Source organism: Pseudomonas sp. Irchel s3b2 (assembly GCF_900187445.1).
Taxonomy (GTDB): domain Bacteria; phylum Pseudomonadota; class Gammaproteobacteria; order Pseudomonadales; family Pseudomonadaceae; genus Aquipseudomonas.
On sequence record NZ_FYEB01000002.1, the window covers coordinates 427,500 to 452,384 of the forward strand.

Genomic DNA, 24,885 nt, shown 5'->3' on the forward strand with positions numbered 1-24,885 from the left:
AGATCTGCGACAATTCGTCGCGACCTACAGATTTTTCCTACGTGTAAACGGCGATAAACCGACATCCCAATCTGCTCGAAACCTATACGCACTGGCGTTCCAAGGGTTTCGGGCTTTTTTCGGGGTGTCTTTATATCACCCGCCGGTCGGCTGCCAACTAACCGATTGGTCGGGTACCGCGTTGCCTTGTGTTCTTCTCTCGCACTGCCGGAGCATCTGTGCCATGAGTTCTGCCTCTCTAATAAAGACCCCACCCGAGAAGGTGACGGTCAACGGTTGGGTGTTCTACACCTCTACCGCGCTGATTCTGCTGTTGACCGCCATTCTGATCATCGCCCCGCAAGAGGCCGGCAGAATGCTCGGCATTGCCCAGGCCTGGTTGTCCCGCAGCTTCGGCTGGTACTACATGGTGGTGATCGCCGCTTATCTGGTTTTTGTGGTTGGCCTGGCGTTTTCGTCCTACGGCAAACTCAAACTGGGCAGCAAGGACGACACCCCGGATTTCAGCTACGGCGCTTGGGCGGGGATGCTGTTCTCGTCGGGTATCGGCATCTCGTTGTTGTACTTCGGTGCTTCCGAGCCGCTGGACCACTATTTCAATCCGCCGGAAGGCGTGGCCGGCAGCAACCTTGCGGCCCGTCAGGCGGTGCAACTGACATTCCTGCATTGGGGCCTGCATGGTTGGGCGATCTACGCACTGGTCGGCTTGGCCGTGGCGTACTTTGCTTACCGTCATAACCAGCCGCTGGCGTTGCGGTCGGCGTTGTATCCGCTGGTCGGCGAGCGTTGGGTCAAAGGCGCGGCCGGTCATGCGGTGGACGGCTTCGGCATGTTCGTGACCCTGCTGGGGCTGGTGACGAACCTGGGGATCGGTTCGCTGCAAGTGTCGTCGGGGCTGGAAAACCTGTTCGGCATGGAACACAGCAATACCAACCTGCTGATCGTGATCATCGTGATGAGCACCGTGGCGACTATCGCCGCCGTGTCTGGCGTGGAAAACGGCATTCGTCGTCTGTCCAACCTGAACATCGTGCTGTTCAGCGGTCTGCTGATTTTCGTGCTGTTGTTTGGTCCGACCCTGCACCTGCTCAACGGCTTTGTGCAGAACATCGGCGACTACCTGAACGGTGCGGTGCTGAAGACTTTTGATCTCTATGTGTATGAAGGCGACAGTGAGAAGTCCGACCGCTGGTTGGGCCTGTGGACTCTGTTCTACTGGGCCTGGTGGATTTCCTGGGCACCATTCGTAGGCATGTTCATCGCGCGTATTTCCCGTGGTCGCACGGTGCGTGAACTGGTGGCCGGCGTGCTCCTGATTCCGCTGGGCTTCACCCTGGCATGGCTGTCGATCTTCGGTAACTCGGCCCTGGACCTGGTGATGAACCATGGGGCGGTGGAACTGGGGAAGACGGCGCTGGAACAGCCGTCAATGGCGATCTACCAGTTGCTTGAGCATTACCCGGCGTCGAAGATCGTGATCGGCGTGTCGATCTTTGTCGGTTTCGTGCTGTTCCTGACCCCGGCGGACTCCGGCGCGGTGATGATGGCCAACCTTTCGTGCAAGGGCGGCAACGTTGACGAAGATGCACCGCACTGGCTGCGGATTTTCTGGTCGGCAGTGATCACTCTGGTGACCATCGGTCTGCTGTTCGCCGGTAACTTCGAAGCCATGCAAACCATGGTGGTACTGGCCGGTCTGCCGTTCTCTGTGGTGCTGGTGTTCTTCATGTTTGGCTTGCACAAGGCCATGCGCCAGGACGTGCAAATCGAACAGGAGCAAGCGGAGCTGGCGGCGCGTGGTCGTCGTGGTTTCAGCGAGCGCCTGACCCAGCTGGATCTGCAACCGAGCCAGTCGATCGTTCAGCGTTTCATGGACAAGCAAGTCAGCCCGGCGCTGGAAGATGCGGCTGTGCAATTGCGTGCTCAGGGTCTGGATGTGCAGACGTTGCTGGGCAAGTCGAAACGCTGCATGGGCGTACGGATCGAGATGGAAGAGGGCAACCCTTTTGTCTACGAAGTGAGCCTGGACGGTTATCTGGCGGCGGCGAGTGACACGGTGTCTGCTGAAAGCGCTGATGAGCCGCGCGCACGTTACTACCGCGCCGAGGTGTACCTGCACAACGGCAGCCAGGATTACGACTTGATGGGCTTCACTCAGGATCAGATCACCCGTGACGTGCTCGATCAGTTTGAAAGCCATCGGCAGCTGCTTGGCCGGGTTTATAGCTAAGTTGTGAGTGGCGCGGTGTTCCAGTGACACCGCGTCGTATTCTTCGCGGGCAAGCCTCGCTCCTACAGGTTTGTGGTTGAATCATAAATAGGTGATCAACCGAAAACCTGTAGGAGCGAGGCTTGCCCGCGAAGGGGCCATCAGCCGCACAGCTGCATACCCCGATATCCCGCAAACAAAAACGCCGCGATCATCTCGCGGCGTTTTTGTGTCTGCTGCTTCTTACCCCAGGTTCTTGCCGAGCAGCGCGTGATACAGCTCGCTGTCGCCAAGAATCCCCACCACATGATTGTTGTCGTGCAGCACCAGCTTGTTACCGGTTTGATAACGAATCTGCAGCGCATCGCGCATGCCGATGTTGGAGTCCACCAGCGTTGGCCGACGCCCCAAACCTTCAACCGCTTGCCCCGGTATCCAGTTCTGCAGGTCCAGGCTCGAGCCGTTCTGGCGTGCGCCTTTGATGGTGTTGCCTTCGGCCAGGTCCAGCCACGAATCGCCCCCCGGATCCAGGCACACCGAACCGTTGATGCGTTTGCACTTGTCCAAGGTGCGCATCAGGCTTCGACCGCACAATACGTTCAGCGGGTTGGTGTGAGCGACGAAGGTGCGCACGTAATCGTCCGCAGGGTTGAGGACGATTTCTTCCGGCTTGCTGTACTGGATGATCCGGCCGTCTTTCATGATCGCGATACGGCTGCCGAGCTTCAGGGCTTCATCGAGGTCGTGGCTCACGAAGACGATGGTTTTGCTGAGCTTGCGTTGCAGTTCCAGCAGTTCGTCTTGCAGGCCTTGGCGGATCAGCGGGTCGAGGGCCGAGAACGGTTCGTCCATCAGCAGAATGTCAGCGTCCATCGCCAGTGCGCGGGCCAGGCCCACACGCTGTTGCATACCGCCGGAAAGCTCATCGGGTTTCTTGTTGCGCCATTGGGTCAGGCCCACCAGTTCGAGTTTTTCATCGACCAGTTTTTTCCGTTCCTTCTCCGGCCGGCCCTGCATCTCCAGACCGAAGCTGATGTTCTCGCGCACCGTCAGCCAAGGCATCAGGGCGAACTTCTGGAACACCATCGCAATGCGCTTGGTGCGCATCATTTTCAGTTCCGCCGGGGTGCAGGAAGCGATGTCGATCTGCTTGCCTTCGTGCTCGACGAACAACTTGCCACGGCTGACAGTGTTGAGGCCGTTGATGCAGCGCAACAGGCTGGACTTGCCGGAGCCGGAAAGGCCCATCAGTACGCAGATCTCGCCTTTCTCGATGTCCAGGCTGGCTTTTTCGACACCGACGATTTGCCCGGTTTTTTTCAGGATCTCGTTGCGGGTCATACCCTCGTCGAGGAGTTTAAGGGCCGCGCGCGGATCTTTTGAGAAGATCACGTCCACGTCTTCGAAGCGAATAATGCTCATGCGTCACCCCCTACTTTGGCGTCGGGTTGTTTGCAGATACGGTCGAGCATGATCGCCAGCAGTACGATCGCCAGGCCTGCTTCGAAGCCCAGTGCGATATCAGCAGTGTTCAGTGCGTTGACCACGGGTTTGCCCAGGCCGTCGGCGCCCACCAGTGCCGCAATCACCACCATCGACAACGACAGCATGATGCACTGGGTGATACCGGCCGCGATGCTTGGCATGGCGTGGGGCAGTTCAATCCGTGAAAGCAGTTGACGGCGCGAACAGCCGAAGGCTTTGCCGGCGTCCATCAATTCCTGCGGAACATCGCGAATACCCAGGTAGGTCAGGCGGATAGGCGCGGCAATCGCGAACACCACCGTCGAGATCAGACCCGGGACCACACCCAGACCGAAAAGGGTCAGGGTAGGAATGAGGTACACGAAGGTCGGCACGGTCTGCATCAGATCGAGCACCGGCCGCATCACTGTGTAGAACATCGGTTTGTGCGCGGCGACGATGCCCAACGGCACGCCGATCAGCACGCACACCAGGGTGGCGAACAACACCTGGGCGAGGGTTTCCATGGTTTCCTGCCAGTACCCCAGATTGAGGATCAGCAGAAAGGAGGCGATGACGAAAACGGTCAGGCCCCATTTGCGTTGGATGAAGTGTGCCAGTAGCGCGATGAGGCCGATCAATGCCAGCGGGTTGAACCAGGTCAGCGCAAAAGTCACGCCGTGGATCATCGTTTCCAGTGACACGGCGATTGCGTCGAAGGTGCTGGCGCCGTTTTGCGTCAACCATTCAACGAAGCCCGCGATGTACTGGCCTAAAGGTATTTTCTGATCAATCAGCATGGTAGTGAACGTCCGCATGCAAGGAAATAAACAGCCCGGACGAGCGAACTCGCCCGGCGTAAGCGATTTTACTGTGCGAGCTTGGCTTTCACGGCCTCCAGGCCAGGTTTACCGTCAATGGTGGTTACGCCAGCAAGCCAGGTATCGAGCACCTGTGGATTCTTTTTCAGCCAGGCCTTGGCGGCCGCGTCAGGCTTCATTTTGTCGTCCAGGACGTTGCCCATCAGCGTGCTTTCCATGTCGAGGGTAAAGACCAGGTTTTTCAGCAACTGACCCACGTTGCTGCACTCCTGTGCGTAACCCTTGCGGGTGTTGGTGTAGATGGTCGCCTGGCCGAAGTTCGGGCCGAAGTATTCGTCGCCGCCGGTCAGGTACTTCATCTTGAATCGAGTGTTCATCGGGTGCGGCTCCCAGCCCAGGAACACCACGGCGGTGTTGCGGCGCTGGGCGCGATCGACTTGCGAGAGCATGCCTGCCTCGCTGGACTCGACCACCTTGAAGCCGGCGTCTTTCAGGCCGAAGGCGTTCTTGTCGATCATGCTCTGGATCAGGCGGTTGCCGTCGTTACCCGGTTCGATGCCATAGATCTTGCCGTCGAGTTCTTTCTTGAACTTGGCGATGTCGGCAAAATCTTTCAGACCTTTGTTATACAACTCTTCGGGGACGGCGAGTGTGTATTTTGCGTTTTCCAGATTAGCGCGCAGGGTGTCCACGGTGCCGGCATCGCGGTAGGCCTTGATGTCGTTTTCCATGGTCGGCATCCAGTTGCCGAGGAACACGTCCATGTTCTTGCCGTCGGCCAGCGACTTGTAGGTCACCGGCACGGAAATCATCGTGGTTTTGGTCTTGTAGCCCAGGGCATCGAGAACGACGCTGGTGGTGGCGGTGGTGACGGTAATGTCCGTCCAGCCGACATCGGAGAAGTTTACGGTGCTGCATTGGGCCGGTTCTGCGGCTTGAGCCAGAAACGGCAGACTCAGCATGGCGGCCAACAACAACGACGGGGAACCTTTCATAAGGGGCGACTCCTTAGTGTTTTTTTTGGCAGTGTTCCGACTGGACCACCGCACTTATCTGTTGCGGTTGGATGGCGTTTTGGAGACAGCTCTACCACGGCGCCGTGCAATCGAGTCGATACGATCATGTACCAGTGAAAATCTGACGCCTACAGGGTGCGTCGTATCCAGTACAGGGATGGTCGCATCCAGTGTCGGTGACGTCGTTTACAGCTTTTTTCGGCCCGTTTTGTCCCTCTGATCCGCAAAAAAACGCCGAAAACACGGCGTGTGAGACACGCGGCGCTGGTGGGCATGAGTGCGTCGGTGTGAGACGTCGAACGACATGGCAAAAGCCTGATGATGCGGCCATCTCGGCGGATTGCAGCTTGAGCGTAGCAGCTCCGTCACTGGGCGCTTTTGCGCCTGGAGCAGGCACATCCAGGAGTTCAGCAGTAATGGCTATCAGCGTTTTCGACCTGTTCAAAATCGGTATCGGCCCTTCCAGTTCGCACACCGTGGGGCCTATGCGCGCCGCGGCGCTGTTCGTGCAAGGTTTGCGTGAGCAAGGTCTTTTGGAGCAGGTGCGGCGCGTCGAAGTTCAGCTTTATGGGTCGCTCTCGGCTACCGGCATCGGTCACGGCAGCGACAACGCGGTGATCATGGGGTTGATGGGCGAGTGGCCGGACGCGATCGATCCGTCGCAAATCGGCATCCGCATCGAAGCCCTGCGTGAAACCGACACGCTGTTGCTCGACGGACGCTTGTCGGTCCCGTTCATCTGGGCCCGGGACATGCGCCTGATCGACGAAAACCTGCCGTTCCACCCCAACGCCATGACCCTGATTGTCGAAGGCGATCACGGCGAACTGCATCGCGACACCTACTATTCCATCGGCGGCGGTTTTGTCGTCGATGAGGCACAGGCTTCCAGCGGTGTGGTGGACCTGGATCGCACCGTGTTGCCATACGATTTCTCCAGCGCCGTCGAGCTGCTCAGTCTCTGCAAGCAGCACAACCTGCGCGTTGCAGAGCTGATGATGGCCAACGAGAAAGTCTGGCGCAGCGAAGAGGAAATCCGCGCCGGCCTGATGAAACTTTGGCGAGCGATGCAAGATTGCGTGGAGCAAGGCCTCAAGCACGAAGGCATCCTGCCTGGTGGCCTGAATGTGCGTCGTCGCGCAGCCAAACTGCACCGTAGCCTACAGGAGTTGAACAAGCCCAACGTGATCGGCTCGACGCTGAGCGCCATGGAGTGGGTCAACCTGTTCGCCTTGGCGGTCAACGAAGAAAACGCCGCCGGCGGGCGTATGGTTACGGCGCCGACCAACGGCGCGGCGGGGATCATTCCGGCGGTGTTGCACTACTTTATGAAGTTCAGCGAGGCAGTGACCGACGCCAACGTGGTCGATTACTTCCTCAGTGCCGCGGCAGTAGGGATTCTGTGCAAGAAAAACGCCTCGATTTCCGGTGCCGAAGTCGGTTGCCAGGGCGAAGTCGGTTCGGCCTGCGCCATGGCGGCGGCCGGGTTGGCGGAGATTCTTGGTGCCACGCCGGAGCAACTGTGCAACGCGGCGGAAATCGGCCTGGAACACAACCTCGGCCTGACCTGCGATCCCGTTGGCGGGCTGGTACAAGTGCCGTGCATCGAGCGCAACGCGATTGCGGCGGTGAAAGCGATCAACGCGGCGCAGATGGCCCTGCGGGGCGACGGTCAGCACTTTATCTCGCTGGATCGGGTGATCCGCACCATGCGTGATACCGGGGCCGACATGCACGACAAATATAAAGAGACATCGCGCGGTGGGTTGGCGGTTAGCGCGGTCGAGTGTTGAGACCGCATAACCCTATGGTGAAATGAATCTCTGTGGCGAGGGAGCTTGCTCCCGCTCAGCTGCGCAGCAGCCGCAAACTCAGTGAATGGGGTCTATCTGAAAGTTTGCGGTTGTAGGTTTTAGGGCCGCTTCGCGCCCCAGCGGGAGCAAGCTCCCTCGCCACAGAAAGCTCATCTGACAAAGAAAACCAGTCAAAACTGCGCACCAAATGAACACCCGCACCAAAACGCGCCACGTTTTAGCGCGTCGCAAACAGGTAAGCCTCTTTCCCCCGGCAGGGGATCCAATTCGAGCCTGACCGTTCGTCACCCGTGCTTGCGGTGACACTCTCCCCTGGAGCGTCGAAGCCCTGTTCCCACAAGTGCTACCGATTTGCTCACAGGCAACGGGGTAGCGGGTTTGCTGCCTCTAATGGCACTTATGACCTCTTATCTCTGCGCGCCATATCTAGACGCATCGCGACGTCGTTTTCAGGAGTTATTGAACACGTATTCAAATTTAGGCATGGCAATTGCTCTGTCATTACAAAGCCCGTCTCCCACGCGAGAACGATGGCAATAAAAAGAGCCTCCGCCTGAGGCCATCACCCGCTTTGTGTGAGGAGATACCGCGATGACGACGTTCAACTCCGGGGCCCAACCCCAGAACCGTGCGCCTCAATCCATCGGCTTTTTGCTGCTGGACAATTTCACGCTTATTTCTCTGGCCTCTGCAGTAGAACCTCTGCGCATGGCCAACCAATTGTCCGGCCGCGAGCTGTATCGCTGGACCACACTCACCGTCGATGGCGGTCAGGTCTGGGCCAGTGACGGTCTGCAGATCACCCCCGACGCCTCCATGCACAAAGCGCCGCCCCTGGATACCGTCATTGTCTGCGGCGGTATCGGCATCCAGCGCACCGTAACCCGCGAGCACGTGTCGTGGCTGCAAAGCCAGGCGCGTCAGTCTCGTCGTCTCGGCGCGGTCTGCACCGGCAGCTGGGCGCTGGCCTGTGCTGGCCTGCTGGATGGTTTCGACTGCAGCGTGCACTGGGAATGCCTGGCGGCGATGCAGGAAGCTTTCCCGCGGGTGGCCATGAGCACCCGGTTGTTCACCCTGGACCGTAACCGCTTCACCAGTTCCGGCGGCACCGCGCCGCTGGACATGATGTTGCACCTGATCAGCCGCGATCATGGTCGTGAACTGTCCGCTGCGATCTCGGAAATGTTTGTCTACGAGCGCATCCGCAACGAGCAGGATCACCAGCGCGTGCCGCTCAAGCACATGCTCGGCACCAACCAGCCGAAGTTGCAGGAAATCGTGGCGCTGATGGAAGCCAACCTCGAAGAGCCGATCGATCTCGACGAACTGGCGGTGTATGTCGCTGTTTCGCGTCGTCAGCTGGAGCGGCTGTTCCAGAAGTACCTGCACTGCTCGCCGTCGCGTTACTACCTGAAGCTGCGCCTGATCCGCGCCCGGCAGTTGCTCAAGCAAACGCCGATGTCGATCATCGAAGTGGCGTCGGTGTGCGGTTTCGTGTCCACGCCGCACTTCTCCAAGTGCTACCGCGAATACTTTGGCATTCCGCCGCGTGACGAGCGCGTGGGTTCCAACACCACGCAACAAGTGGCGATGATGCCGCTGCCGCAAGCACTGGTGCTGTCGCCGCTGTCCGGGCCGCTGTCGGCGTTGAGCCAGGCGCGCAATGAGTCGACGTTTGCCAGCGTAAGGCTCTAATGCTCTGATCGTTCCCACGCAGAGCGTGGGAACGATCATGGCGAGGCGGTACTCAGGCGCTACGGCTTTGCTGGTACTGCGCCAACGCAGGCAGCAATTGCTTGTCGATCGCCTGGCGCACGGCCGGCAGGATAGTCGCGCTGCTGGTGTACATCTGCTTGACCATGGTTCGCAGCGTCATCGCCCGCTCATCGTTCAATCCTCGCACCGCACACTCGCAAGCCTGCTCGGCTGTAGAGCCATTCGGCACTTGAAAACCCAACGATTTTAGCTGGCCCAACAGGTCTTCCTGGTCAATCAAATCGGCGTGCATCATGACGCAATCCTTCTTCAGGGAACGGTGTCGTGGTTCGATTCTGGTGGGGGCATGGAGTGGCGGCAAGGGCGATTTGTCGCAATGGCCGCATTGGCTATGAACATGTCGTTTTCGGCTAACTTGCTGCCTACGGGAGTAGGCACACTGGACTCAGCTGGCTTCACGAAGGTTTGGTCACCCTCGCACGGCAGCTCCTCAACAGTACCCACCTCTGCCCCGATCCTGTCACGGCTTGATCGGGGTTTTTTTTGGCTTGTGGATTTGTAGGAGCTGGCTTGCCAGCGAAGCGGTGTGACAGACATATTGGCTTTCGCTGGCAAGCCAGCTCCTACAAGGTTGGTGTGACGCGGTCTACCGTTGCAACACCAAAATCCGCGACAACAACTCATCCCGATCCACATAACACCCCTGGAAATGCCGGGCGCCGGTAGCGGGGTCGAAAGCGTTGCGGGCATGGAGGGTGCGGCGGTTGTCGAAGCACCACAGCTCGCCGGGATTGAGCCTTTGCATCAGCCTGAACCGCGCCTCGCGGGTCATCGCAATGAAGCGTCGGTAAGCGCGATACAGCTGGGGCATCTGCTCCACCGAAGCATCGAACGGTCCACGCAAAAAGTTCGCCATGCGGACTTCCGACACTTGCCCAAAAGCATCCAGGGCGATGATCGGCGCCAGACAGCGGTAGTCGCTGTGACGGTCCTTGTTGCGAAACTCAACGGGTATTTCACACAAGGCCTGAAACGCCTCAGGATCTTCCCGACGCAAGGCTTCGGCGATGGCAAAACCGTCGACGAAAATGCTCTCGCCGCCGTCGGCGTCATTGACCAGGCAATGCAGAAATTGCAGCCCCGGTTGAAGCTCCCGAGTGGGCAGATCGCTGTGCAGCGGCAGGTTGAAGGCGGTGTAGGCATTGCTGTCGGCGTCGGCCTTGGATTGCACGTTGAACAGCACGCCGAAATTGCTCTCGCGGATAAAAGAAATCCGCCGGGCAATCAGCTTCAGCGATCCCGGCTCCGTGGGCACGCCGCGAACTTGGGTAAGGCCGATGTCACGCACGGCCAGGAGCCATTGCAGCAAGGCATCGTTGTCGTCCATCAACGCCTGATAGTCGAACACCGGCAACTTCAGCTGGCTGTCCCAGCGCTTACATTTCGGTTTGGCGGACCGGCGTTCGGCGCGGGATTCATCGTCATAGGCGTGGGCCCGCAGCCAGCCCGGGTCGAAGCGGCTGAGGTGGCCGTCCTGCCAATCGACACAGAGGCAACCATCGGTATCGATTCGGGCGCTGTCGGGGATCAGATTTTCCGCGACATCGACGATTTCCAGCACTTGCTCGCGGGTCACCGTGTAGACGCACAGCGGGCACGGGCAGTTGTCCCGTAGCCATTGATGATGAAAAGGGCTGACCCGACCGTCCGCCCACTGCACTTGAATGTGGTCCGCCAGGATGTGCATGGCGGTCAACGCGCTGATCAGCGGGTAGGAGCGGAAATCGGCGAAAGCGGCGGCGGTGTTCATGGCGAGCTCCTTGTTATTTTTCGGGGGGTAACGCGATTACTCGGCCTATCCAGGCGGGTGCGGGGAGGTCGGCTTGCTCGGCGACAATGACTTGCAGCTTGCTCAAGGTGTCTTCGCTGAACGGTGCGGATCGCGGTCCGGCGAGGTCGACGTGCAGCAGCATTTGTTCATTGCCGGCCAGCTCCTTGTCACTGCCCACCAGATGCAGGCTGTGGTAGAGGTGCAGGCGCTTGCGGTCATGGCCGATGATCTGGGTGTGCACTTCGACATCGGCGTCGAGCTTCACTTCGTGCAGGTAGTTGAGGTGCAGTTCGAGGGTGAACAGCGAGTTGCCACTGGCTTCGCGGTTGTTGCTGTCCATGCCCAGTCGATCCATCAGCGCGTCGGTGGCGTAGCTGAAAATCAGCAGATAGAAGGCATCGCGCAGGTGGCCGTTGTAGTCGACCCAGTCGGGGATGATTTTGGTTTGGTAGGTGGTGAGGGTGGGCATCTTGCTCTCCAGAGATGATCGTTCCCACGCTCTGCGTGGTAACGCCTCCTGTGACGCTCTGCGTCACGCCTTTTGGGACGCGGAGCGTCCCGGGCTGCATTCCCACGCAGAGCGTGGGAACGATCAGTGTTACGGGTTACTCGCTAAACGCCATGCCATGTTTGGCTTTGGTGGTCTTCACCGCCTCCAGCACCGCTAGCAAGCAATCATCACGATAGCGCTCCAGCGCCGAGATGCTGTGCTTGCCCAACTGATCGCTGGTGCCATCCACCACATCACCGATCAATTTGTCGGTCAGCTCCGGTGCCGGCAGATAGGTCCAGGGCAACTGCAACGCCGGCCCGAACTGCGCCATGAAGTGCCGCATGCCTGCGTCGCCGCCCGCCAGGGTGTAAGTCAGGAAGGTGCCCATGAACGACCAGCGCAGACCCGCGCCAAAACGAATCGCATCGTCGATTTCGCCGGTGGTCGCTACACCGTCGTTGACCAGATGCAGCGCCTCACGCCACAACGCTTCGAGCAAACGGTCGGCAATAAAGCCCGGCACTTCCTTGCGCACATGCAACGGGCGCATGCCTAGGGATTCATAGACTTTCATCGCCGCCTGCACCGCTTCTGGCGCGGTGTTCTTGCCGCCGACCACTTCCACTAATGGCAGCAGGTAAACCGGGTTGAACGGGTGCCCGACCACGCAGCGTTCCGGGTGGGTCGAGCTCTCGTAGAACTCGCTCGGCAGCAGCCCCGACGTACTGGAACCGATCAAGGCATTGGGCTTGGCCGCGGCGCTGATTTTACTGTGCAGTTCCAGTTTCAGTTCCAGTCGTTCTGGAGCGCTTTCCTGGATGAAATCCGCATCGCGAACGCATTCTTCGACGGTGGCGACAAAGCGCAGCCGATCCTGCGACGCGCCGGGTGCCAGGCCTTGTTTCTCCAGCGCGCCCCAGGCATTGGCGACGCGTTTGCGCAGCGCCGCTTCGGCACCGGGCGCCGGGTCCCAAGCCACCACATCGAGGCCGTGGGCGAGGGCGCGGGATACCCAGCCGCTGCCAATGACACCGCTGCCCAGCGCAGCGAAGGTTTTGATATCAGTGATAAAGCTCATGGCGGCTTCCTAAAAAGTTCGGTGATCCTGTAGGAGCGAAGCTTGCTCGCGAAGACGGCTTTCCTGTCGCAAGAAATCCACCGGATGTACCGGCCTCTTCGCGGGCAAGCCTCGCTCCTACAGGTATTGTGTGTGGGGGTTAACCGCGCTTGGTCAGGCCCATTTTTTCCCGGCCTTCAGCTGGGGTCAGAACGCGCGCGCCGAGGCGGCTGAGGATTTCCGAGGCGCGTTCGACCAGTTGGCCGTTGGTCGCCAAAACCCCCTTGTCCAGCCACAGATTGTCTTCCAGACCGACCCGCACGTTGCCGCCGAGCAACACCGCCTGCGCCGCCATTGGCATCTGCATGCGACCGATACCGAACCCGGCCCAGACCGCGTCGGCCGGCAGGTTGTCGACCATGGCTTTCATGGTGGTGGTGTCGGCCGGCGCGCCCCACGGAATGCCCAGGCACAGCTGAAACAACGGGTTATCGAGCAGGCCTTCCTTGATCATCTGCTTGGCGAACCACAGGTGACCGGTGTCGAAGATTTCCAGCTCAGGCTTAACGCCCAGTTCTTGAATGCGTTTGGCGCCAGCACGCAGTTGCGCCGGGGTGGACACGTAAATGGTGTCGCCGTCACCGAAGTTCAGGGTGCCGCAATCCAGCGTGCAGATTTCCGGCAGCAGTTCTTCGACGTGGGCCAGACGGGTCAGCGGGCCGACCAAGTCGGTGTTCGGGCCGAACTCCATCGGGTTCTCGCCCGCGCCGATTTCCAGGTCACCGCCCATGCCGGCAGTGAGGTTGACGATGATGTCGACGTCGGCCTCGCGGATGCGCTCCATCACTTCGCGATACAGCGCCATGTCACGGCTGAATTTGCCGGTTTCGGGGTCGCGAACATGGCAGTGGACCACGGTGGCGCCAGCCTTGGCGGCTTCCACGGCGGCCGCGGCGATTTGTTTCGGGGTGACCGGCACGTGTGGGCTTCTGGCGGTCGTGTCGCCAGCACCGGTGAGTGCGCAGGTGATGATGACGTCGTGGTTCATGAGGCGGTTCCTTGCAAGGCGTGATTTTTGGGTGTGGCTCAGGGCGTGACGATTCCGTTCGCAGCCCGCATCGGGCTGCGAATCGGTGGTTCATTTCGGTTCTATTTGCTGGTCAGTTTCAGGTTCTCAGCCGCCGGTTTGCCGTCGAAAGTGGTCACGCCTTCGAGCCAGCGTTGCTTGTCTTGCGGGTGATCCTTGAGCCATTGTTTCGCCGATTCGAAGGCATCTTTGTGATCCAGCAATGGCTGCATCATTCGGCTCTCGTCTTCGGCGGTGTAGGTCAGGTTGCTCAGCAAGCGGCCGATGTTCGGGCATTGCTGCGAGTAGTTCGGCGCGGTAACGGTCCAGACCGTGGCCATGCCTTCGTTCGGGCCGAGGGCGTCTTCGCTGCCGGTGAGGTAAGTCATCTGCACATTGACGTTCATCGGGTGCGGCGCCCAGCCGAAGAACACCACAGCTTCCTTGCGCCGCACGGCGCGATCCACCGCTGCAAGCATGCCGGCTTCGCTGGACTCGACCAGCTGGAACTTGCCCAGGCCAAACTGGTTCTTGGCGATCATCGCCTTGATCTGAGTGTTGGCGCCCGAGCCAGGCTCGATGCCGTAAATCTTGCCGCCCAGTTCTTTTTCGAATTTGGCGATGTCAGCGAAGGTTTTCAGACCTTTGTCGGCGAGGTAAGTCGGTACGGCGAGGGTGGCGCGGGCGTCTTTCAGGCTTGGCGCCTCAAGCACCTTGACCTGATTGGCCGCGACGAACGGCGTGATGGTCTGGGTCATCAGCGGATTCCAGTAACCGAGGAACAAGTCCAGGCGCTGGTCGCGAATCCCGGCGAAGATGATTTGCTGGGAGGCGCTGGTCTGTTTGGTGTTGTAGCCGAGGCCGTCGAGCAATACTTGGGTCATGGCGCTGGTGGCGATCACGTCGGTCCAGTTCACTACGCCCATGCGCACGTTCTGGCACGACGCGGGTTCGGCCGCCATGATGCTGGCGCTCAAAAAAGCGGTACCGCTGAGTGCAAGAACACAGCTGCTGATCAGTCGTTTCATGTCGGGTTCCTCGGCAGGTCGTTATTGTGGGTTCCGGTGTCTGATGCGCCGGTGATCTCAAGTTACGCAGCAAAGGCCCTGTAAAAACGCACTGCGGCGACCAGCTCTTGCACTGCAGCGACCTGCACGCTTGAATGCCGGTTGCAAGTGGCGTATCAACGTCCACACGCTTCCCGCCCTCTCGCTACCTGCCATCGAGTGCGCTCCATGTCCCAGGATTTCTACTTCTTGTTGATGCCGGGTTTTTCGGCGATCGGTTTTATCTCGGCAATCGAGCCGCTGCGGGTCGCCAATCGCTTTCGCGGCGAGTTGTATCGCTGGCATGTGTTAAGCGCTGATGGCGGGGCGGTGTTGGCCAGCAACGGCATGTCGGTCAACGCCGATGCCGCGCTGGAACCCCTGAAGAAAGGCGCGACCTTGCTGGTAGTCGCCGGTTTCGAGCCGCTGAAATTCACCACGCCAGCTCTGGAACACTGGTTGCGCCGCCTGGACAACGAAAGCGTGACCCTCGGCGCCATCGACACCGGCAGCTTCATCCTCGCTGAAGCCGGCCTGCTCGACGGCCACCGCCTGACCCTGCACTGGGAAGCTATCGACGCCTTCAAGGAGTCCTACCCGCAGCTGAGCGTCACTCAGGAGCTGTTCGAGATCGACCGTCGGCGCATCACTTCAGCCGGCGGCACTGCTTCCATCGATTTGATGCTGGATTTGATTGCACAGGCCCACGGCCCGGAACTGGCGATTCAGGTCAGCGAACAATTCGTACTCGGCCGGATTCGCCCACGCCAAGACCACCAGCGTATGGAAGTCGCCACGCGGTATGGCATCAGCAACAAGAAACTGGTGCAGGTGATTGGGGAGATGGAGCAGCACAGCGAACCGCCGTTGAGTACGCTGGCGCTGGCAGAATCGATCAAAGTGACCCGGCGTCAGCTGGAACGCCTGTTTCGCCTGCACCTGAACGACACGCCGAGCAATTTCTACCTGCGGTTAAGGCTGGAGAAGGCGCGGCAGTTGCTGCGTCAGACGAATATGAGTGTGTTGGAGGTAAGTATCGCGTGCGGGTTTGAATCGCCGTCGTATTTCACCCGCAGTTATCGGGCACGATTTGAGCGGTGCCCGCGTGAAGACCGTCGGCAAAGCCAGAAGGCCTGAAACCGACCCCCCCCTGTAGGAGCGAGGCTTGCCCGCGAAGAGGCCGGCACATTCGAAATCAATGTTGTCTGACGCGACGCCTTCGCGGGCAAGCCTCGCTCCTACAGGAGATGTCATTCACTTCTTCATCAGGGCTGAGCAGGCCGCTTTGTAAGCCTCATGCTGATACTTGTTCAGCGTATCCGGCAGCTCGACATTGAATTTCTTGCACTGCGCCGTGATCGTCTGCGGCGACAGCAGCGTCACCTCACAATTTTCCAGCAGCTGGAAAATCCCCTCGATCTTGAATGTGGTCGGCCCACCGGCGAACTCGCCTTTCTTGCTGCGTTTCTTGATCGCGATCCGGTCGATGGAGTTCTCACGAACAAACGATGCCACCTGAGCGGCGAAGAGTTTGACGTTGGCGGCTTCGTCGTCCTCGTCCAAGGCTATTTTCTTGGTGTTTAGGGCAATGTGGTTCAGGCTCGAACCGTCGAGGGAGGCCACTGCAATGATTGCTTCGCTGCCTTTGATTTCGATGCCGCAGATTTTCATTTCAATCCCTTTTCCTGATGCTGGCGCGTAGCTTACAACTCTAGTTGGCTGGCAGTGATGCCTGCGTAAGGTTCAGGTGTTCGCGCCAGGCGCGAATGGGCGTCGCGCCATCGACGATGCGGCTTACTACTTCGTGGGGAATCAAATTATTCTCCATTTTTATATTTTTACTCCTGCCCAATCGACTCCAAAAACTCCGACCGCTCGTCACTCATACGCGCCACGCAATCATTTTGCGCAATGGTGAACGCTTTGCTACCACTGGTCGCCGGAAATGCGTCCACTGCGCAATCGGCGTCCCGGGTTTTCAGCCATTGCTGTTGCGCGGTTTTGATTTTGGCGGTGATGTCGGTCAGTTGCGCCTTGTTGTTGCCGTAAAGCGTTTGCATGCGCTCGGTCAGGCTTTGGTAGTTGTCGCTCAGCAGCTGTTCGGCGGCGGTTCTGCTGTAGGCCGAGCATTCCAGGGTCTGAATTTCGTTTTCGACAGCGTCGCAGGGGTTGTCGTCGGCTTCTTCAGCTGCTTGTACGCCAGTCGCTATCAGTGCCAAAGCCAGGAAGATCGATTTCATTGCGCCGCTGCCCCTTAATCCAGTAATGCAGTCAGTAAAACATCAGTGATGCGGCGAATTCTGGCCCAAGCGGGCGGCGTTGGATAGGTAGGTAATGAGGCCTGTTGACGACCCTTTGTCGCGGATTGACGCTTTCGGCAAACCCTCTGTCGTTTTTGCACCCGGCTACCGAGGCACCGAGGCATATGCTGGCCCCAAAGCGCCGGCACACGATTCGGCGCATGAATCGCTAATAGGGGACAGCCTGATGAGCCCAGCCGAATTGCACGCCGACAGCATCGTTATCGACGGGCTGATTATTGCCAAGTGGAACCGCGAGCTGTTTGAAGACATGCGCAAGGGCGGTCTGACCGCGGCCAACTGCACCGTGTCGGTGTGGGAGGGCTTCCAGGCCACTGTCAACAACATCGCCGCCAGCCAGAAGCTGATCCGCGAGAACAGCGACCTGGTGATTCCGGTGCGCACCACCGCCGACATCCGTAAAGCCAAAGAGCAGGGCAAGACCGGCATCCTCTTCGGCTTCCAGAATGCTCACGCGTTTGAAGACCAGATCGGCTACGTCGAGGTCTTCAAGCAGCTGGGCGTCGGTATCGTGCAGATGTGCTACAACACCCAGAATCTGGTCGGTACCGGTTGCTACGAGCGCGATGGCGGCCTGTCGGGTTTCGGTCGTGAAATCGTTGCCGAAATGAACCGTGTCGGGGTCATGTGCGACCTGTCCCACGTCGGCTCGAAGACTTCCGAAGAAGTCATCCTCGAATCGAAGAAACCGGTCTGCTACTCCCACTGCCTGCCGTCGGGTCTGAAAGTGCACCCGCGCAACAAATCCGACGAAGAGCTGAAGTTCATCGCCGATCACGGCGGTTTCGTCGGTGTGACCATGTTCGCGCCGTTCCTGGCCAAGGGCATCGATTCGACCATCGACGACTACGCCGAAGCGATCGAATACACCATGAACATCGTCGGCGAAGACGCCATCGGCATCGGCACCGACTTCACCCAGGGCCATGGCCAGGACTTCTTCGAATACCTGACCCATGACAAGGGCTACGCCCGTCGTCTGACCAGTTTCGGCAAGATCATCAACCCGCTGGGCATCCGCACCGTGGGCGAGTTCCCGAACCTGACCGAGACCCTGATCAAGCGCGGCCATTCCGAACGGGTGGTGCGCAAGATCATGGGCGAGAACTGGGTGAACGTCTTGAAAGATGTTTGGGGCGAGTAAGCCACAGCCAGCACCTCTGAATCCTTTCCCCCGGTCGTCCGCGCCGGGGGGCAACACAACGAATTTTCTGGAGTTAAGTTTCCATGGCCAAAATCGCCCCGCAATTGCCAATCGAAGTCGACAGCGAAACCGGTATCTGGACCTCTGACGCCCTGCCGATGCTGTATGTGCCGCGTCATTTCTTCGTCAACAATCACATCGGTATCGAGGAAGTGCTGGGCGCTGACGCTTATGCCGAAATCCTTTACAAGGCCGGCTACAAGTCCGCCTGGCACTGGTGTGAAAAAGAAGCTGAATGCCACGGCCTGGAAGGCGTTGCAGTGTTCGAACACTACATGAAGCGTCTGTCGCAACGCGGCTGGGGCCTGTTCAAGATTCAGGACATCGACCTCGACAAAGGCACCGCCAGCGTCAAGCTCGAACACTCCGCATTTGTCTATGTGTACGGCAAGGTCGGGCGCAAGGTCGACTACATGTTCACTGGCTGGTTCGCCGGCGCCATGGACCAGATTCTTCAGGCCCGTGGCAGCTCGATCCGCACTGTTGCAGAACAGGTTTACGGTGGCTCCGAAGAAGGCCACGACGACGGCTTGTTCACCGTCAAGCCGTTGTAAGTCGAGGAACCCGCCATGGCTTTCGAAGCAATGTTTCAACCGATTCAAATCGGCAAATTGACCATCCGCAACCGTGTGCTCAGCACCGCGCATGCCGAGGTCTACGCTACTGACGGCGGCATGACCACCGATCGGTACGTCAAGTATTACGAAGAGAAAGCCAAGGGCGGGATCGGCCTGGCGATTTGCGGCGGTTCCTCCAGCGTGGCCATCGACAGCCCGCAAGGCTGGTGGAAGTCGGTCAACCTGGCCGACGACCGGATCATTCCGCACTTCCAGAATCTGGCCGACGCCATGCACAAGCATGGCGCCAAGATCATGATCCAGATTACCCACATGGGCCGACGTTCCCGCTGGGATGGCGAGCACTGGCCAACCCTGCTGTCGCCGTCGGGCATCCGTGAACCGGTGCACCGCGCGACCTGCAAAACCATCGAGCCGGAAGAGATCTGGCGGGTAATCGGCAACTACGCCAGCGCAGCCGCGCGGGCCAAGGCCGGTGGCCTGGACGGCGTCGAATTGTCCGCCGTGCACCAGCACATGATCGACCAGTTCTGGAGCCCGCGGGTCAACAAGCGTACCGATGAATGGGGCGGCAGCTTCGAGAACCGCATGCGTTTCGGCCTGGAAGTGATCAAGGCTGTGCGCAAGGAAGTCGGTCCGGACTTTTGCGTCGGCATTCGCCTGTGCGGTGACGAATTCCACCCGGACGGCTTGTCCCACGAGGACATGAAGCAGATCGCCAAGTACTACGACGACACCGGCATGATCGACTTCATCGGCGTCGTGGGCTCGGGTTGCGACACCCACAACACCCTGGCCAACGTTATTCCGAACATGAGTTATCCACCGGAGCCATTCCTGCATTTGGCCGCCGGTATCAAAGAAGTGGTGAAGGCCCCGGTTTTGCACGCGCAGAACATCAAGGACCCGAACCAGGCGACCCGTATTCTGGAAGGTGGTTACGTCGACATGGTCGGCATGACCCGCGCCCACATCGCCGACCCGCATTTGATCGCCAAGATCAAAATGGGTCAGGTCGACCAGATCAAACAATGCGTCGGCGCCAACTACTGCATCGACCGTCAGTACCAGGGCCTGGACGTCTTGTGCATCCAGAACGCCGCGACCTCCCGTGAATACATGGGCGTGCCGCACATCATCGAAAAATCGACCGGTGTGAAGCGCAAAGTCGTGGTGGTCGGTGCCGGTCCTGCCGGGATGGAAGCGGCTCGCGTGTCGGCCGAACGTGGCCACGACGTGACCCTGTTCGAGAAGAAGGAATTCATCGGCGGGCAGATCACTACCGCGTCGAAAGCTCCACAACGGGACCAGATCGCTGGCATCACTCGCTGGTTCCAGCTGGAACTGGCGCGCTTGAAAGTCGATCTGCGCCTGGGCGTGGCGGCGGATGCGGCGACCATTCTCGACCTGCGTCCGGACGTGGTGGTGCTCGCTGTCGGCGGCCATCCGTTCCTGGAGCAGAACGAACACTGGGGCGCCGCTGAAGGTCTGGTGGTCAGCAGCTGGGACATCCTCGACGGTAAGGTTGCGCCGGGCAAGAACGTGCTGGTCTACGACACCATTTGCGAGTTCACCGGGATGTCGGCGGCCGACTTCCTTGCCGACAAGGGCAGCCAGGTCGAGATCGTCACCGACGACATCAAACCGGGCGTGGCCATCGGCGGTACATCGTTCCCGACGTACTACCGCAGCATGTACCCGAAAGAAGTGATCATGACCGGCGACATGATGCTGGAGAAGGTCTACCGCGAAGGCGACAAGCTGGTGGCGGTGCTGGAAAACGAATACACCGGCGCCAAAGAGGAGCGGGTGGTGGACCAGGTCGTCGTCGAAAACGGTGTGCGTCCGGACGAAGAAATCTACTACGCGCTGAAGGAAGGCTCGCGCAACAAAGGCCAGATGGACATCGAAGCTTTGTTCGCGATCAAGCCACAACCTTCGTTGAGCCAGGCGGGCGACGGCTACTTGCTGTTCCGCATTGGCGACTGCGTGGCCCAGCGCAACACCCACGCGGCGATTTATGACGCGTTGCGGTTGTGCAAGGATTTCTAAGAGCTTGTGGATAACCCCGTAGGAGCGAGGCTTGCCCGCGAAGGCGATGGATCAGCCGACATCAATGTTGAATGTCAGTACGCCTTCGCGGGCAAGCCTCGCTCCTACAGGGGTCTAGCAAGGCATCCAGGTAGTTAAGCCCGAGGTCTTTGGGAGCTCCACATGTTGAACACCCTTCTTCCAATCCTGTTGTTCGCTGCCTTGGGCCTGGCTGTCCTGGGCGCGTTGCGGCGGGTGGCTATGTGGCGTCAGGGCCGGGCTTCGAAAGTCGACCTGATCGGCGGCCTGTTCGCTATGCCCAAACGCTACATGGTCGATTTGCACCACGTTGTCGCGCGGGACAAATACATTGCCAACACCCACGTCGCCACGGCCGGTGGTGCGGTGGCGTCCATTGTGCTGGCGATTCTGGTGCATGGCTTCGGCCTGCATAACCGCATCCTCGGTTATGCACTGCTGCTGATGTCGGCGGTGATGTTTGTCGGCGCGATCTTTATGTTCCTGCGCCGTCGCAACCCACCGGCCCGTTTGTCCAAAGGCCCGTGGATGCGCTTGCCGAAAAGCCTGATGGCGTTCTCGGCATCGTTCTTCCTGCTGACCCTGCCGGTCGCCGGCATCCTTCCGGAAAACTTCGGTGGTTGGGTGGTGGCTGCGATCCTCGGCGTCGGCGTGCTCTGGGGCGTGTCGGAACTGTTCTTCGGCATGACTTGGGGCGGGCCGATGAAGCACGCCTTCGCTGGTGCATTGCACCTGGCCTGGCACCGTCGCGCCGAACGTTTTGGTGGCGGTCGTTCCACCGGGTTGAAACCGCTGGACCTGAACGATCCGAACGCGCCGCTGGGCGTGGAAAAACCCAAGGATTTCACCTGGAACCAACTGCTCGGCTTCGACGCCTGCGTGCAGTGCGGTAAATGCGAAGCTGCGTGCCCGGCGTTCGCCGCCGGCCAGCCGCTGAACCCGAAAAAACTGATTCAGGACATGGTCGTTGGTTTGGCCGGTGGCACTGATGCCAAGTTCGCTGGTAGCCCTTATCCGGGCAAAGCCATTGGCGAACACGGTGGAAATCCGCATCAACCGATCGTCAACGGTCTGGTGGACGCTGAAACCCTGTGGTCCTGCACCACTTGCCGTGCCTGCGTCGAGGAATGCCCGATGATGATCGAGCACGTCGACGCCATCGTCGACATGCGTCGCCATCTGACTCTGGAAAAAGGCGCGACCCCGAACAAGGGTGCCGAAGTTCTGGAAAACCTGATCGCCACCGACAACCCTGGCGGCTTCGCGCCGGGCGGGCGGATGAACTGGGCGGCGGATTTGAACCTGAACCTGCTCAGCGAGAAGAAATCCACCGACGTGCTGTTCTGGGTCGGTGACGGTGCGTTCGACATGCGCAACCAGCGCACCCTGCGTGCCTTCGTCAAAGTACTGAAAGCGGCCAAGGTCGACTTCGCGGTGCTGGGGCTTGAAGAGCGTGACAGCGGTGACGTGGCACGACGTCTGGGCGACGAAGCGACCTTCCAGCTGTTGGCCAAACGCAACATCCAGACCCTGGCGAAATACAGCTTCAATCGCATCGTCACCTGCGACCCGCACAGTTTCCATGTGCTGAAAAACGAGTACGGCGCCTTCGACGGCAACTACCTCGTGCAGCACCACAGCACTTACATGGCGGAGATCATAGGCGAAGGTGCCCTGAACCTCGGCCAGCACAAAGGCAGCAGCGTGACCTATCACGACCCGTGCTACCTCGGCCGCTACAACGGCGAATACGAGGCGCCGCGTGAAGTACTGCGCGCACTCGGGATTGAAGTGAAAGAGATGCAACGCTCCGGTTTCCGTTCACGCTGCTGCGGTGGCGGTGGTGGTGCACCGATCACCGACATTCCGGGCAAGCAACGGATCCCCGACATGCGCATGGAGGACATCCGCGAAACCGGCGCCGAACTGGTGGCCGTGGGTTGTCCACAGTGCACTGCGATGCTCGAAGGCGTGGTCGAACCGCGTCCGATGATCAAGGACATCGCCGAACTGGTAGCCGATGCGTTGCTCGAAGACGCAACGCCGGGAAAGCCTTCGGCACCGGCCAAACGTGAACCTGCGGAGGTGCATTAATGAGTGACATTATCCGCCGCGACCCACGCGCCGAATGGATCGCCCGCAACCGCTTGCACCCGCTGCACGCGGCCATGCAACCGGCGCAACACAGCTGGATGGGGCCTAACGGTCTCATCCGCAAGAATCCTCACGGGATCGGTTTTATCGGCCCCAACGGCATCAAGCGAATCGACCGCAGCGGCGCTCAGCAGGGCGGGGCGACCAAACGCTCAGCCGCGGTTGAAGTGCAATTGCCGCTGCATCAAGTGCCTGCACCCGCGTTCTACATCAGCGTGGTGCCGGACATGGTCGGCGGTCGCTTGAGCAGCCACGACCGCGACTTGCTCGGCCTGGCTCATCAGTTGGCCGGCAAGGACGGCGCGGTATTGGCCGTGATCTTCGGTGAGCACAAGGAAAACACCTTCGCCACGGCTGGCGTGGATCGCTTGCTAGTGCTTGAGGGCGACGAATTCAGCGGTTATGCACCGGAACAACGTGTCCAGGGCCTGCGGGCTGTGGATAACCAGTTCAGCCCACGTCACTGGTTGCTGCCGGACAGCCGCAGCGGTGGCGGCGAACTCGGCCGACGCTTTGCCGCCGCATTGGGCGAACGCCCGGCAACGCGGGTCTGGCAGGTCAAAGATCAGGAGTGCATCGGCCGTGCCGGCGCTGGTTTGCAGGATCTTGCGCGGCCAGTGGCACGCTTGATTCTGGCCGCCGCCGAATGCGCCGAGCCGGTCAGCGAAACCCGTCACGAAGCGTTACCGGTGGAGTTATCCACAACCGTCGCACGCAGCCTGTCGCGGATCGAAGATCTGGGCGCGGTGGCGGTAGACCCGGCAGCGATTCCGATGGCCGAAGCCGAGTTCATCTTCTCCGGCGGCAACGGGGTCAAGGACTGGGGACTTTTCCACAGGACGGCCGAGGCGTTGGGCGCGACCGAAGGTGCGTCGCGAGTGGCGGTGGACGATGGTTTCATGGCCCGCGACCGTCAGGTCGGTGCGTCCGGCACTTGGGTCACGGCACGGGTTTACGTGGCGGTGGGCATTTCCGGGGCGATCCAGCACCTTCAAGGCATCGGTGCCTGCGACAAGGTGGTGGCGATCAACCTCGATCCTGGCTGCGACATGATCAAACGGGCCGACTTGTCGGTGATCGGCGAGAGCGCCGAGATTCTTCAAGCCTTGATCGATGCGGTAGAGGCTTACCGCAATGAAGCCAAGCGCGATGCGGCTTAAGGAAAGGAAAGGGTTATGAGCACGAAAATCATCAGCCTGGTGTCCATCGGCGCCCACCCGACCTCCGGCCGGCCACGTCGCGCCGAGCAGGATGCGCGGGGGGTTGAACTGGGTTTGCAACTGGCTGGGGATAACCTGCAAGTGCTGCATGCCGGTGATGTCGCGGAACCGGCACTGCGCGCTTATCTGGGCATGGGCCTGGAACAGCTGCATGTGCTGGAGCAACCGGAAGGCGCCGATGCGTTGCCAGCGTTGACCGCGTATTTGCGTGACGCCGGGGCGCAGGTGGTGCTGACCGGCAGTCAGGCGGAAACCGGTGAAGGCTCGGGCATGTTGCCGTTCCTGCTGGCGGAAAGCCTTGGCTGGCCGCTGGTGGTGGGGTTGGCGCAGGTCGAATCCATCGACGGTGGTTCGGCGCTGGTGCTGCAGGCCTTGCCTCGTGGGCAGCGTCGTCGCTTGAAAGTGCGCCTGCCGTTTCTGGCGACTGTGGATAACGCAGCGCCCAAGCCGCGGCAGAGCGCCTACGGTCCGGCTCGCCGCGGGGTATTGCAGGCGGATGAAGTCGAGGTGATCGACGATGAACTGCTGGCGGTGGCCACGTTGCAACCGGCCAAGCCACGGCCCAAACGCTTGAAAGTGATCAAGGCCAAGAGCGGTGCAGATCGCATGAAGGCCGCGACGGCCAAGGCCAGTGGCGGAGGTGGGCAGGTGCTCAAGGGCGTCAGTGCGCAAGAGGGCGCCGAGGCGATCTTGAAGCTGCTGATCGAAGAGGGCGTCGTTCGCTAGTTCCGACTGTGACGCAACGATCGTTCCCATGCTCTGCGTGGCAATGCCTCACTGGACGCTCTGCGTCCGCTCTTGAATG

The 24,885-nt window shown here is 60.0% G+C and carries 21 protein-coding genes and 1 pseudogene; 10 read left to right on the top strand and 12 right to left on the bottom strand.

Annotated features, from left to right (window positions below; genetic code table 11):
- Positions 1-280: 280 nt before the first annotated feature.
- Entirely contained in the window at positions 281-2,230 is a 1,950-nt protein-coding gene (locus CKW20_RS08815; protein WP_256585015.1) for a BCCT family transporter, read from the top strand.
- A gap of 222 nt (positions 2,231-2,452) precedes the next feature.
- On the opposite strand, the gene choV is transcribed toward CKW20_RS08815, so the two are convergent.
- The 3 genes from choV to CKW20_RS08830 form a co-directional block, all read right to left on the bottom strand.
- A complete protein-coding gene (gene choV, locus CKW20_RS08820; RefSeq protein WP_095052583.1) occupies positions 2,453-3,631 on the bottom strand; it encodes a choline ABC transporter ATP-binding protein in 1,179 nt (392 codons plus the stop codon).
- Positions 3,628-4,473, bottom strand: a complete 846-nt coding sequence (gene choW, locus CKW20_RS08825; RefSeq protein WP_030128579.1) for a choline ABC transporter permease subunit — start codon at positions 4,471-4,473, stop codon at positions 3,628-3,630. The genes choV and choW overlap by 4 nt, the downstream gene beginning before the upstream one ends.
- Positions 4,474-4,541: 68 nt before the next feature.
- The gene (locus CKW20_RS08830; RefSeq protein ID WP_008072543.1) at positions 4,542-5,489 is read right to left on the bottom strand and encodes a choline ABC transporter substrate-binding protein; all 948 of its coding nucleotides are present in this window, start codon (positions 5,487-5,489) and stop codon (positions 4,542-4,544) included.
- Positions 5,490-5,926: 437 nt separating this feature from the next.
- On the opposite strand from CKW20_RS08830, the gene CKW20_RS08835 reads away from it, so the two are divergent.
- Positions 5,927-7,303 (top strand): L-serine ammonia-lyase, encoded by a 1,377-nt coding sequence (locus CKW20_RS08835; protein WP_095052584.1) that lies wholly within the window; start codon positions 5,927-5,929, stop codon positions 7,301-7,303.
- A gap of 612 nt (positions 7,304-7,915) precedes the next feature.
- Positions 7,916-9,019 carry a GlxA family transcriptional regulator gene (locus CKW20_RS08840; protein WP_095052585.1) on the top strand — a complete coding sequence of 368 codons (1,104 nt, stop codon included), beginning with the start codon at positions 7,916-7,918 and terminating at the stop codon, positions 9,017-9,019.
- Positions 9,020-9,071: 52 nt separating this feature from the next.
- On the opposite strand, the gene CKW20_RS08845 is transcribed toward CKW20_RS08840, so the two are convergent.
- The 6 genes from CKW20_RS08845 to choX form a co-directional block, all read right to left on the bottom strand.
- On the bottom strand, positions 9,072-9,335 hold the full coding sequence (locus tag CKW20_RS08845) for a hypothetical protein (protein ID WP_095052586.1): 264 nt from the start codon (positions 9,333-9,335) through the stop codon (positions 9,072-9,074).
- Between the two features lie 351 nt (positions 9,336-9,686).
- Positions 9,687-10,850, bottom strand: coding sequence for a gamma-butyrobetaine dioxygenase (locus CKW20_RS08855; protein WP_095052587.1), 1,164 nt, complete (start codon positions 10,848-10,850; stop codon positions 9,687-9,689).
- Positions 10,851-10,863: 13 nt separating this feature from the next.
- A complete protein-coding gene (locus CKW20_RS08860) occupies positions 10,864-11,340 on the bottom strand; it encodes a thioesterase family protein (RefSeq protein ID WP_095052588.1) in 477 nt (158 codons plus the stop codon).
- Positions 11,341-11,476: 136 nt separating this feature from the next.
- Positions 11,477-12,442 (bottom strand): L-carnitine dehydrogenase, encoded by a 966-nt coding sequence (locus tag CKW20_RS08865; RefSeq protein WP_095052589.1) that lies wholly within the window; start codon positions 12,440-12,442, stop codon positions 11,477-11,479.
- Between the two features lie 139 nt (positions 12,443-12,581).
- Positions 12,582-13,469, bottom strand: a complete 888-nt coding sequence (locus CKW20_RS08870; RefSeq protein WP_095052590.1) for a 3-keto-5-aminohexanoate cleavage protein — start codon at positions 13,467-13,469, stop codon at positions 12,582-12,584.
- A gap of 101 nt (positions 13,470-13,570) precedes the next feature.
- On the bottom strand, positions 13,571-14,515 hold the full coding sequence (gene choX, locus CKW20_RS08875; protein ID WP_095052591.1) for a choline ABC transporter substrate-binding protein: 945 nt from the start codon (positions 14,513-14,515) through the stop codon (positions 13,571-13,573).
- Between the two features lie 207 nt (positions 14,516-14,722).
- Between choX and CKW20_RS08880 the strand changes: the two genes are divergently transcribed.
- On the top strand, positions 14,723-15,670 hold the full coding sequence (locus CKW20_RS08880; RefSeq protein ID WP_095052592.1) for a GlxA family transcriptional regulator: 948 nt from the start codon (positions 14,723-14,725) through the stop codon (positions 15,668-15,670).
- 117 nt (positions 15,671-15,787) lie between these two features.
- Here CKW20_RS08880 and CKW20_RS08885 read toward each other — a convergent pair whose 3' ends face one another.
- From CKW20_RS08885 to CKW20_RS08895, 3 genes and pseudogenes are all read right to left on the bottom strand, one after another.
- Complete coding sequence (locus tag CKW20_RS08885) at positions 15,788-16,204, bottom strand: DUF3010 family protein (protein WP_095052593.1); 417 nt, start codon at positions 16,202-16,204, stop codon at positions 15,788-15,790.
- A gap of 61 nt (positions 16,205-16,265) precedes the next feature.
- Positions 16,266-16,364, bottom strand: a pseudogene (locus tag CKW20_RS08890) (transcriptional regulator); the annotation flags it as partial.
- Between the two features lie 7 nt (positions 16,365-16,371).
- Positions 16,372-16,773 (bottom strand): lysozyme inhibitor LprI family protein, encoded by a 402-nt coding sequence (locus CKW20_RS08895; RefSeq protein WP_052967364.1) that lies wholly within the window; start codon positions 16,771-16,773, stop codon positions 16,372-16,374.
- Between the two features lie 247 nt (positions 16,774-17,020).
- Here CKW20_RS08895 and CKW20_RS08905 point away from each other — a divergent pair, with 247 nt between their 5' ends.
- From CKW20_RS08905 to CKW20_RS08930, 6 genes are all read left to right on the top strand, one after another.
- On the top strand, positions 17,021-17,998 hold the full coding sequence (locus CKW20_RS08905; RefSeq protein ID WP_095052595.1) for a dipeptidase: 978 nt from the start codon (positions 17,021-17,023) through the stop codon (positions 17,996-17,998).
- Between the two features lie 83 nt (positions 17,999-18,081).
- Positions 18,082-18,612, top strand: a complete 531-nt coding sequence (locus tag CKW20_RS08910; protein ID WP_095052596.1) for a DUF5943 domain-containing protein — start codon at positions 18,082-18,084, stop codon at positions 18,610-18,612.
- Between the two features lie 15 nt (positions 18,613-18,627).
- Positions 18,628-20,688 (top strand): dimethylglycine demethylation protein DgcA, encoded by a 2,061-nt coding sequence (gene dgcA / locus CKW20_RS08915; RefSeq protein ID WP_095052597.1) that lies wholly within the window; start codon positions 18,628-18,630, stop codon positions 20,686-20,688.
- 162 nt (positions 20,689-20,850) lie between these two features.
- Positions 20,851-22,800 carry a dimethylglycine demethylation protein DgcB gene (gene dgcB, locus CKW20_RS08920; RefSeq protein ID WP_038981119.1) on the top strand — a complete coding sequence of 650 codons (1,950 nt, stop codon included), beginning with the start codon at positions 20,851-20,853 and terminating at the stop codon, positions 22,798-22,800.
- On the top strand, positions 22,800-24,020 hold the full coding sequence (locus tag CKW20_RS08925) for an electron transfer flavoprotein subunit alpha/FixB family protein (protein WP_095052598.1): 1,221 nt from the start codon (positions 22,800-22,802) through the stop codon (positions 24,018-24,020). The genes dgcB and CKW20_RS08925 overlap by 1 nt, the downstream gene beginning before the upstream one ends.
- A gap of 15 nt (positions 24,021-24,035) precedes the next feature.
- Positions 24,036-24,806, top strand: a complete 771-nt coding sequence (locus CKW20_RS08930) for an electron transfer flavoprotein subunit beta (protein WP_095052599.1) — start codon at positions 24,036-24,038, stop codon at positions 24,804-24,806.
- The last annotated feature ends 79 nt before the right edge of the window (positions 24,807-24,885 follow it).

Coding starts and splice junctions, on each gene's coding strand:
- choV (WP_095052583.1), bottom strand. CDS start 3,631: ATGAGCATTATTCGCTTCGAAGACGTGGACGTGATCTTCTCAAAAGAT.
- choW (WP_030128579.1), bottom strand. CDS start 4,473: ATGCTGATTGATCAGAAAATACCTTTAGGCCAGTACATCGCGGGCTTC.
- CKW20_RS08830 (WP_008072543.1), bottom strand. CDS start 5,489: ATGAAAGGTTCCCCGTCGTTGTTGTTGGCCGCCATGCTGAGTCTGCCG.
- CKW20_RS08835 (WP_095052584.1), top strand. CDS start 5,927: ATGGCTATCAGCGTTTTCGACCTGTTCAAAATCGGTATCGGCCCTTCC.
- CKW20_RS08840 (WP_095052585.1), top strand. CDS start 7,916: ATGACGACGTTCAACTCCGGGGCCCAACCCCAGAACCGTGCGCCTCAA.
- CKW20_RS08845 (WP_095052586.1), bottom strand. CDS start 9,335: ATGATGCACGCCGATTTGATTGACCAGGAAGACCTGTTGGGCCAGCTA.
- CKW20_RS08855 (WP_095052587.1), bottom strand. CDS start 10,850: ATGAACACCGCCGCCGCTTTCGCCGATTTCCGCTCCTACCCGCTGATC.
- CKW20_RS08860 (WP_095052588.1), bottom strand. CDS start 11,340: ATGCCCACCCTCACCACCTACCAAACCAAAATCATCCCCGACTGGGTC.
- CKW20_RS08865 (WP_095052589.1), bottom strand. CDS start 12,442: ATGAGCTTTATCACTGATATCAAAACCTTCGCTGCGCTGGGCAGCGGT.
- CKW20_RS08870 (WP_095052590.1), bottom strand. CDS start 13,469: ATGAACCACGACGTCATCATCACCTGCGCACTCACCGGTGCTGGCGAC.
- choX (WP_095052591.1), bottom strand. CDS start 14,515: ATGAAACGACTGATCAGCAGCTGTGTTCTTGCACTCAGCGGTACCGCT.
- CKW20_RS08880 (WP_095052592.1), top strand. CDS start 14,723: ATGTCCCAGGATTTCTACTTCTTGTTGATGCCGGGTTTTTCGGCGATC.
- CKW20_RS08885 (WP_095052593.1), bottom strand. CDS start 16,204: ATGAAAATCTGCGGCATCGAAATCAAAGGCAGCGAAGCAATCATTGCA.
- CKW20_RS08895 (WP_052967364.1), bottom strand. CDS start 16,773: ATGAAATCGATCTTCCTGGCTTTGGCACTGATAGCGACTGGCGTACAA.
- CKW20_RS08905 (WP_095052595.1), top strand. CDS start 17,021: ATGAGCCCAGCCGAATTGCACGCCGACAGCATCGTTATCGACGGGCTG.
- CKW20_RS08910 (WP_095052596.1), top strand. CDS start 18,082: ATGGCCAAAATCGCCCCGCAATTGCCAATCGAAGTCGACAGCGAAACC.
- dgcA (WP_095052597.1), top strand. CDS start 18,628: ATGGCTTTCGAAGCAATGTTTCAACCGATTCAAATCGGCAAATTGACC.
- dgcB (WP_038981119.1), top strand. CDS start 20,851: ATGTTGAACACCCTTCTTCCAATCCTGTTGTTCGCTGCCTTGGGCCTG.
- CKW20_RS08925 (WP_095052598.1), top strand. CDS start 22,800: ATGAGTGACATTATCCGCCGCGACCCACGCGCCGAATGGATCGCCCGC.
- CKW20_RS08930 (WP_095052599.1), top strand. CDS start 24,036: ATGAGCACGAAAATCATCAGCCTGGTGTCCATCGGCGCCCACCCGACC.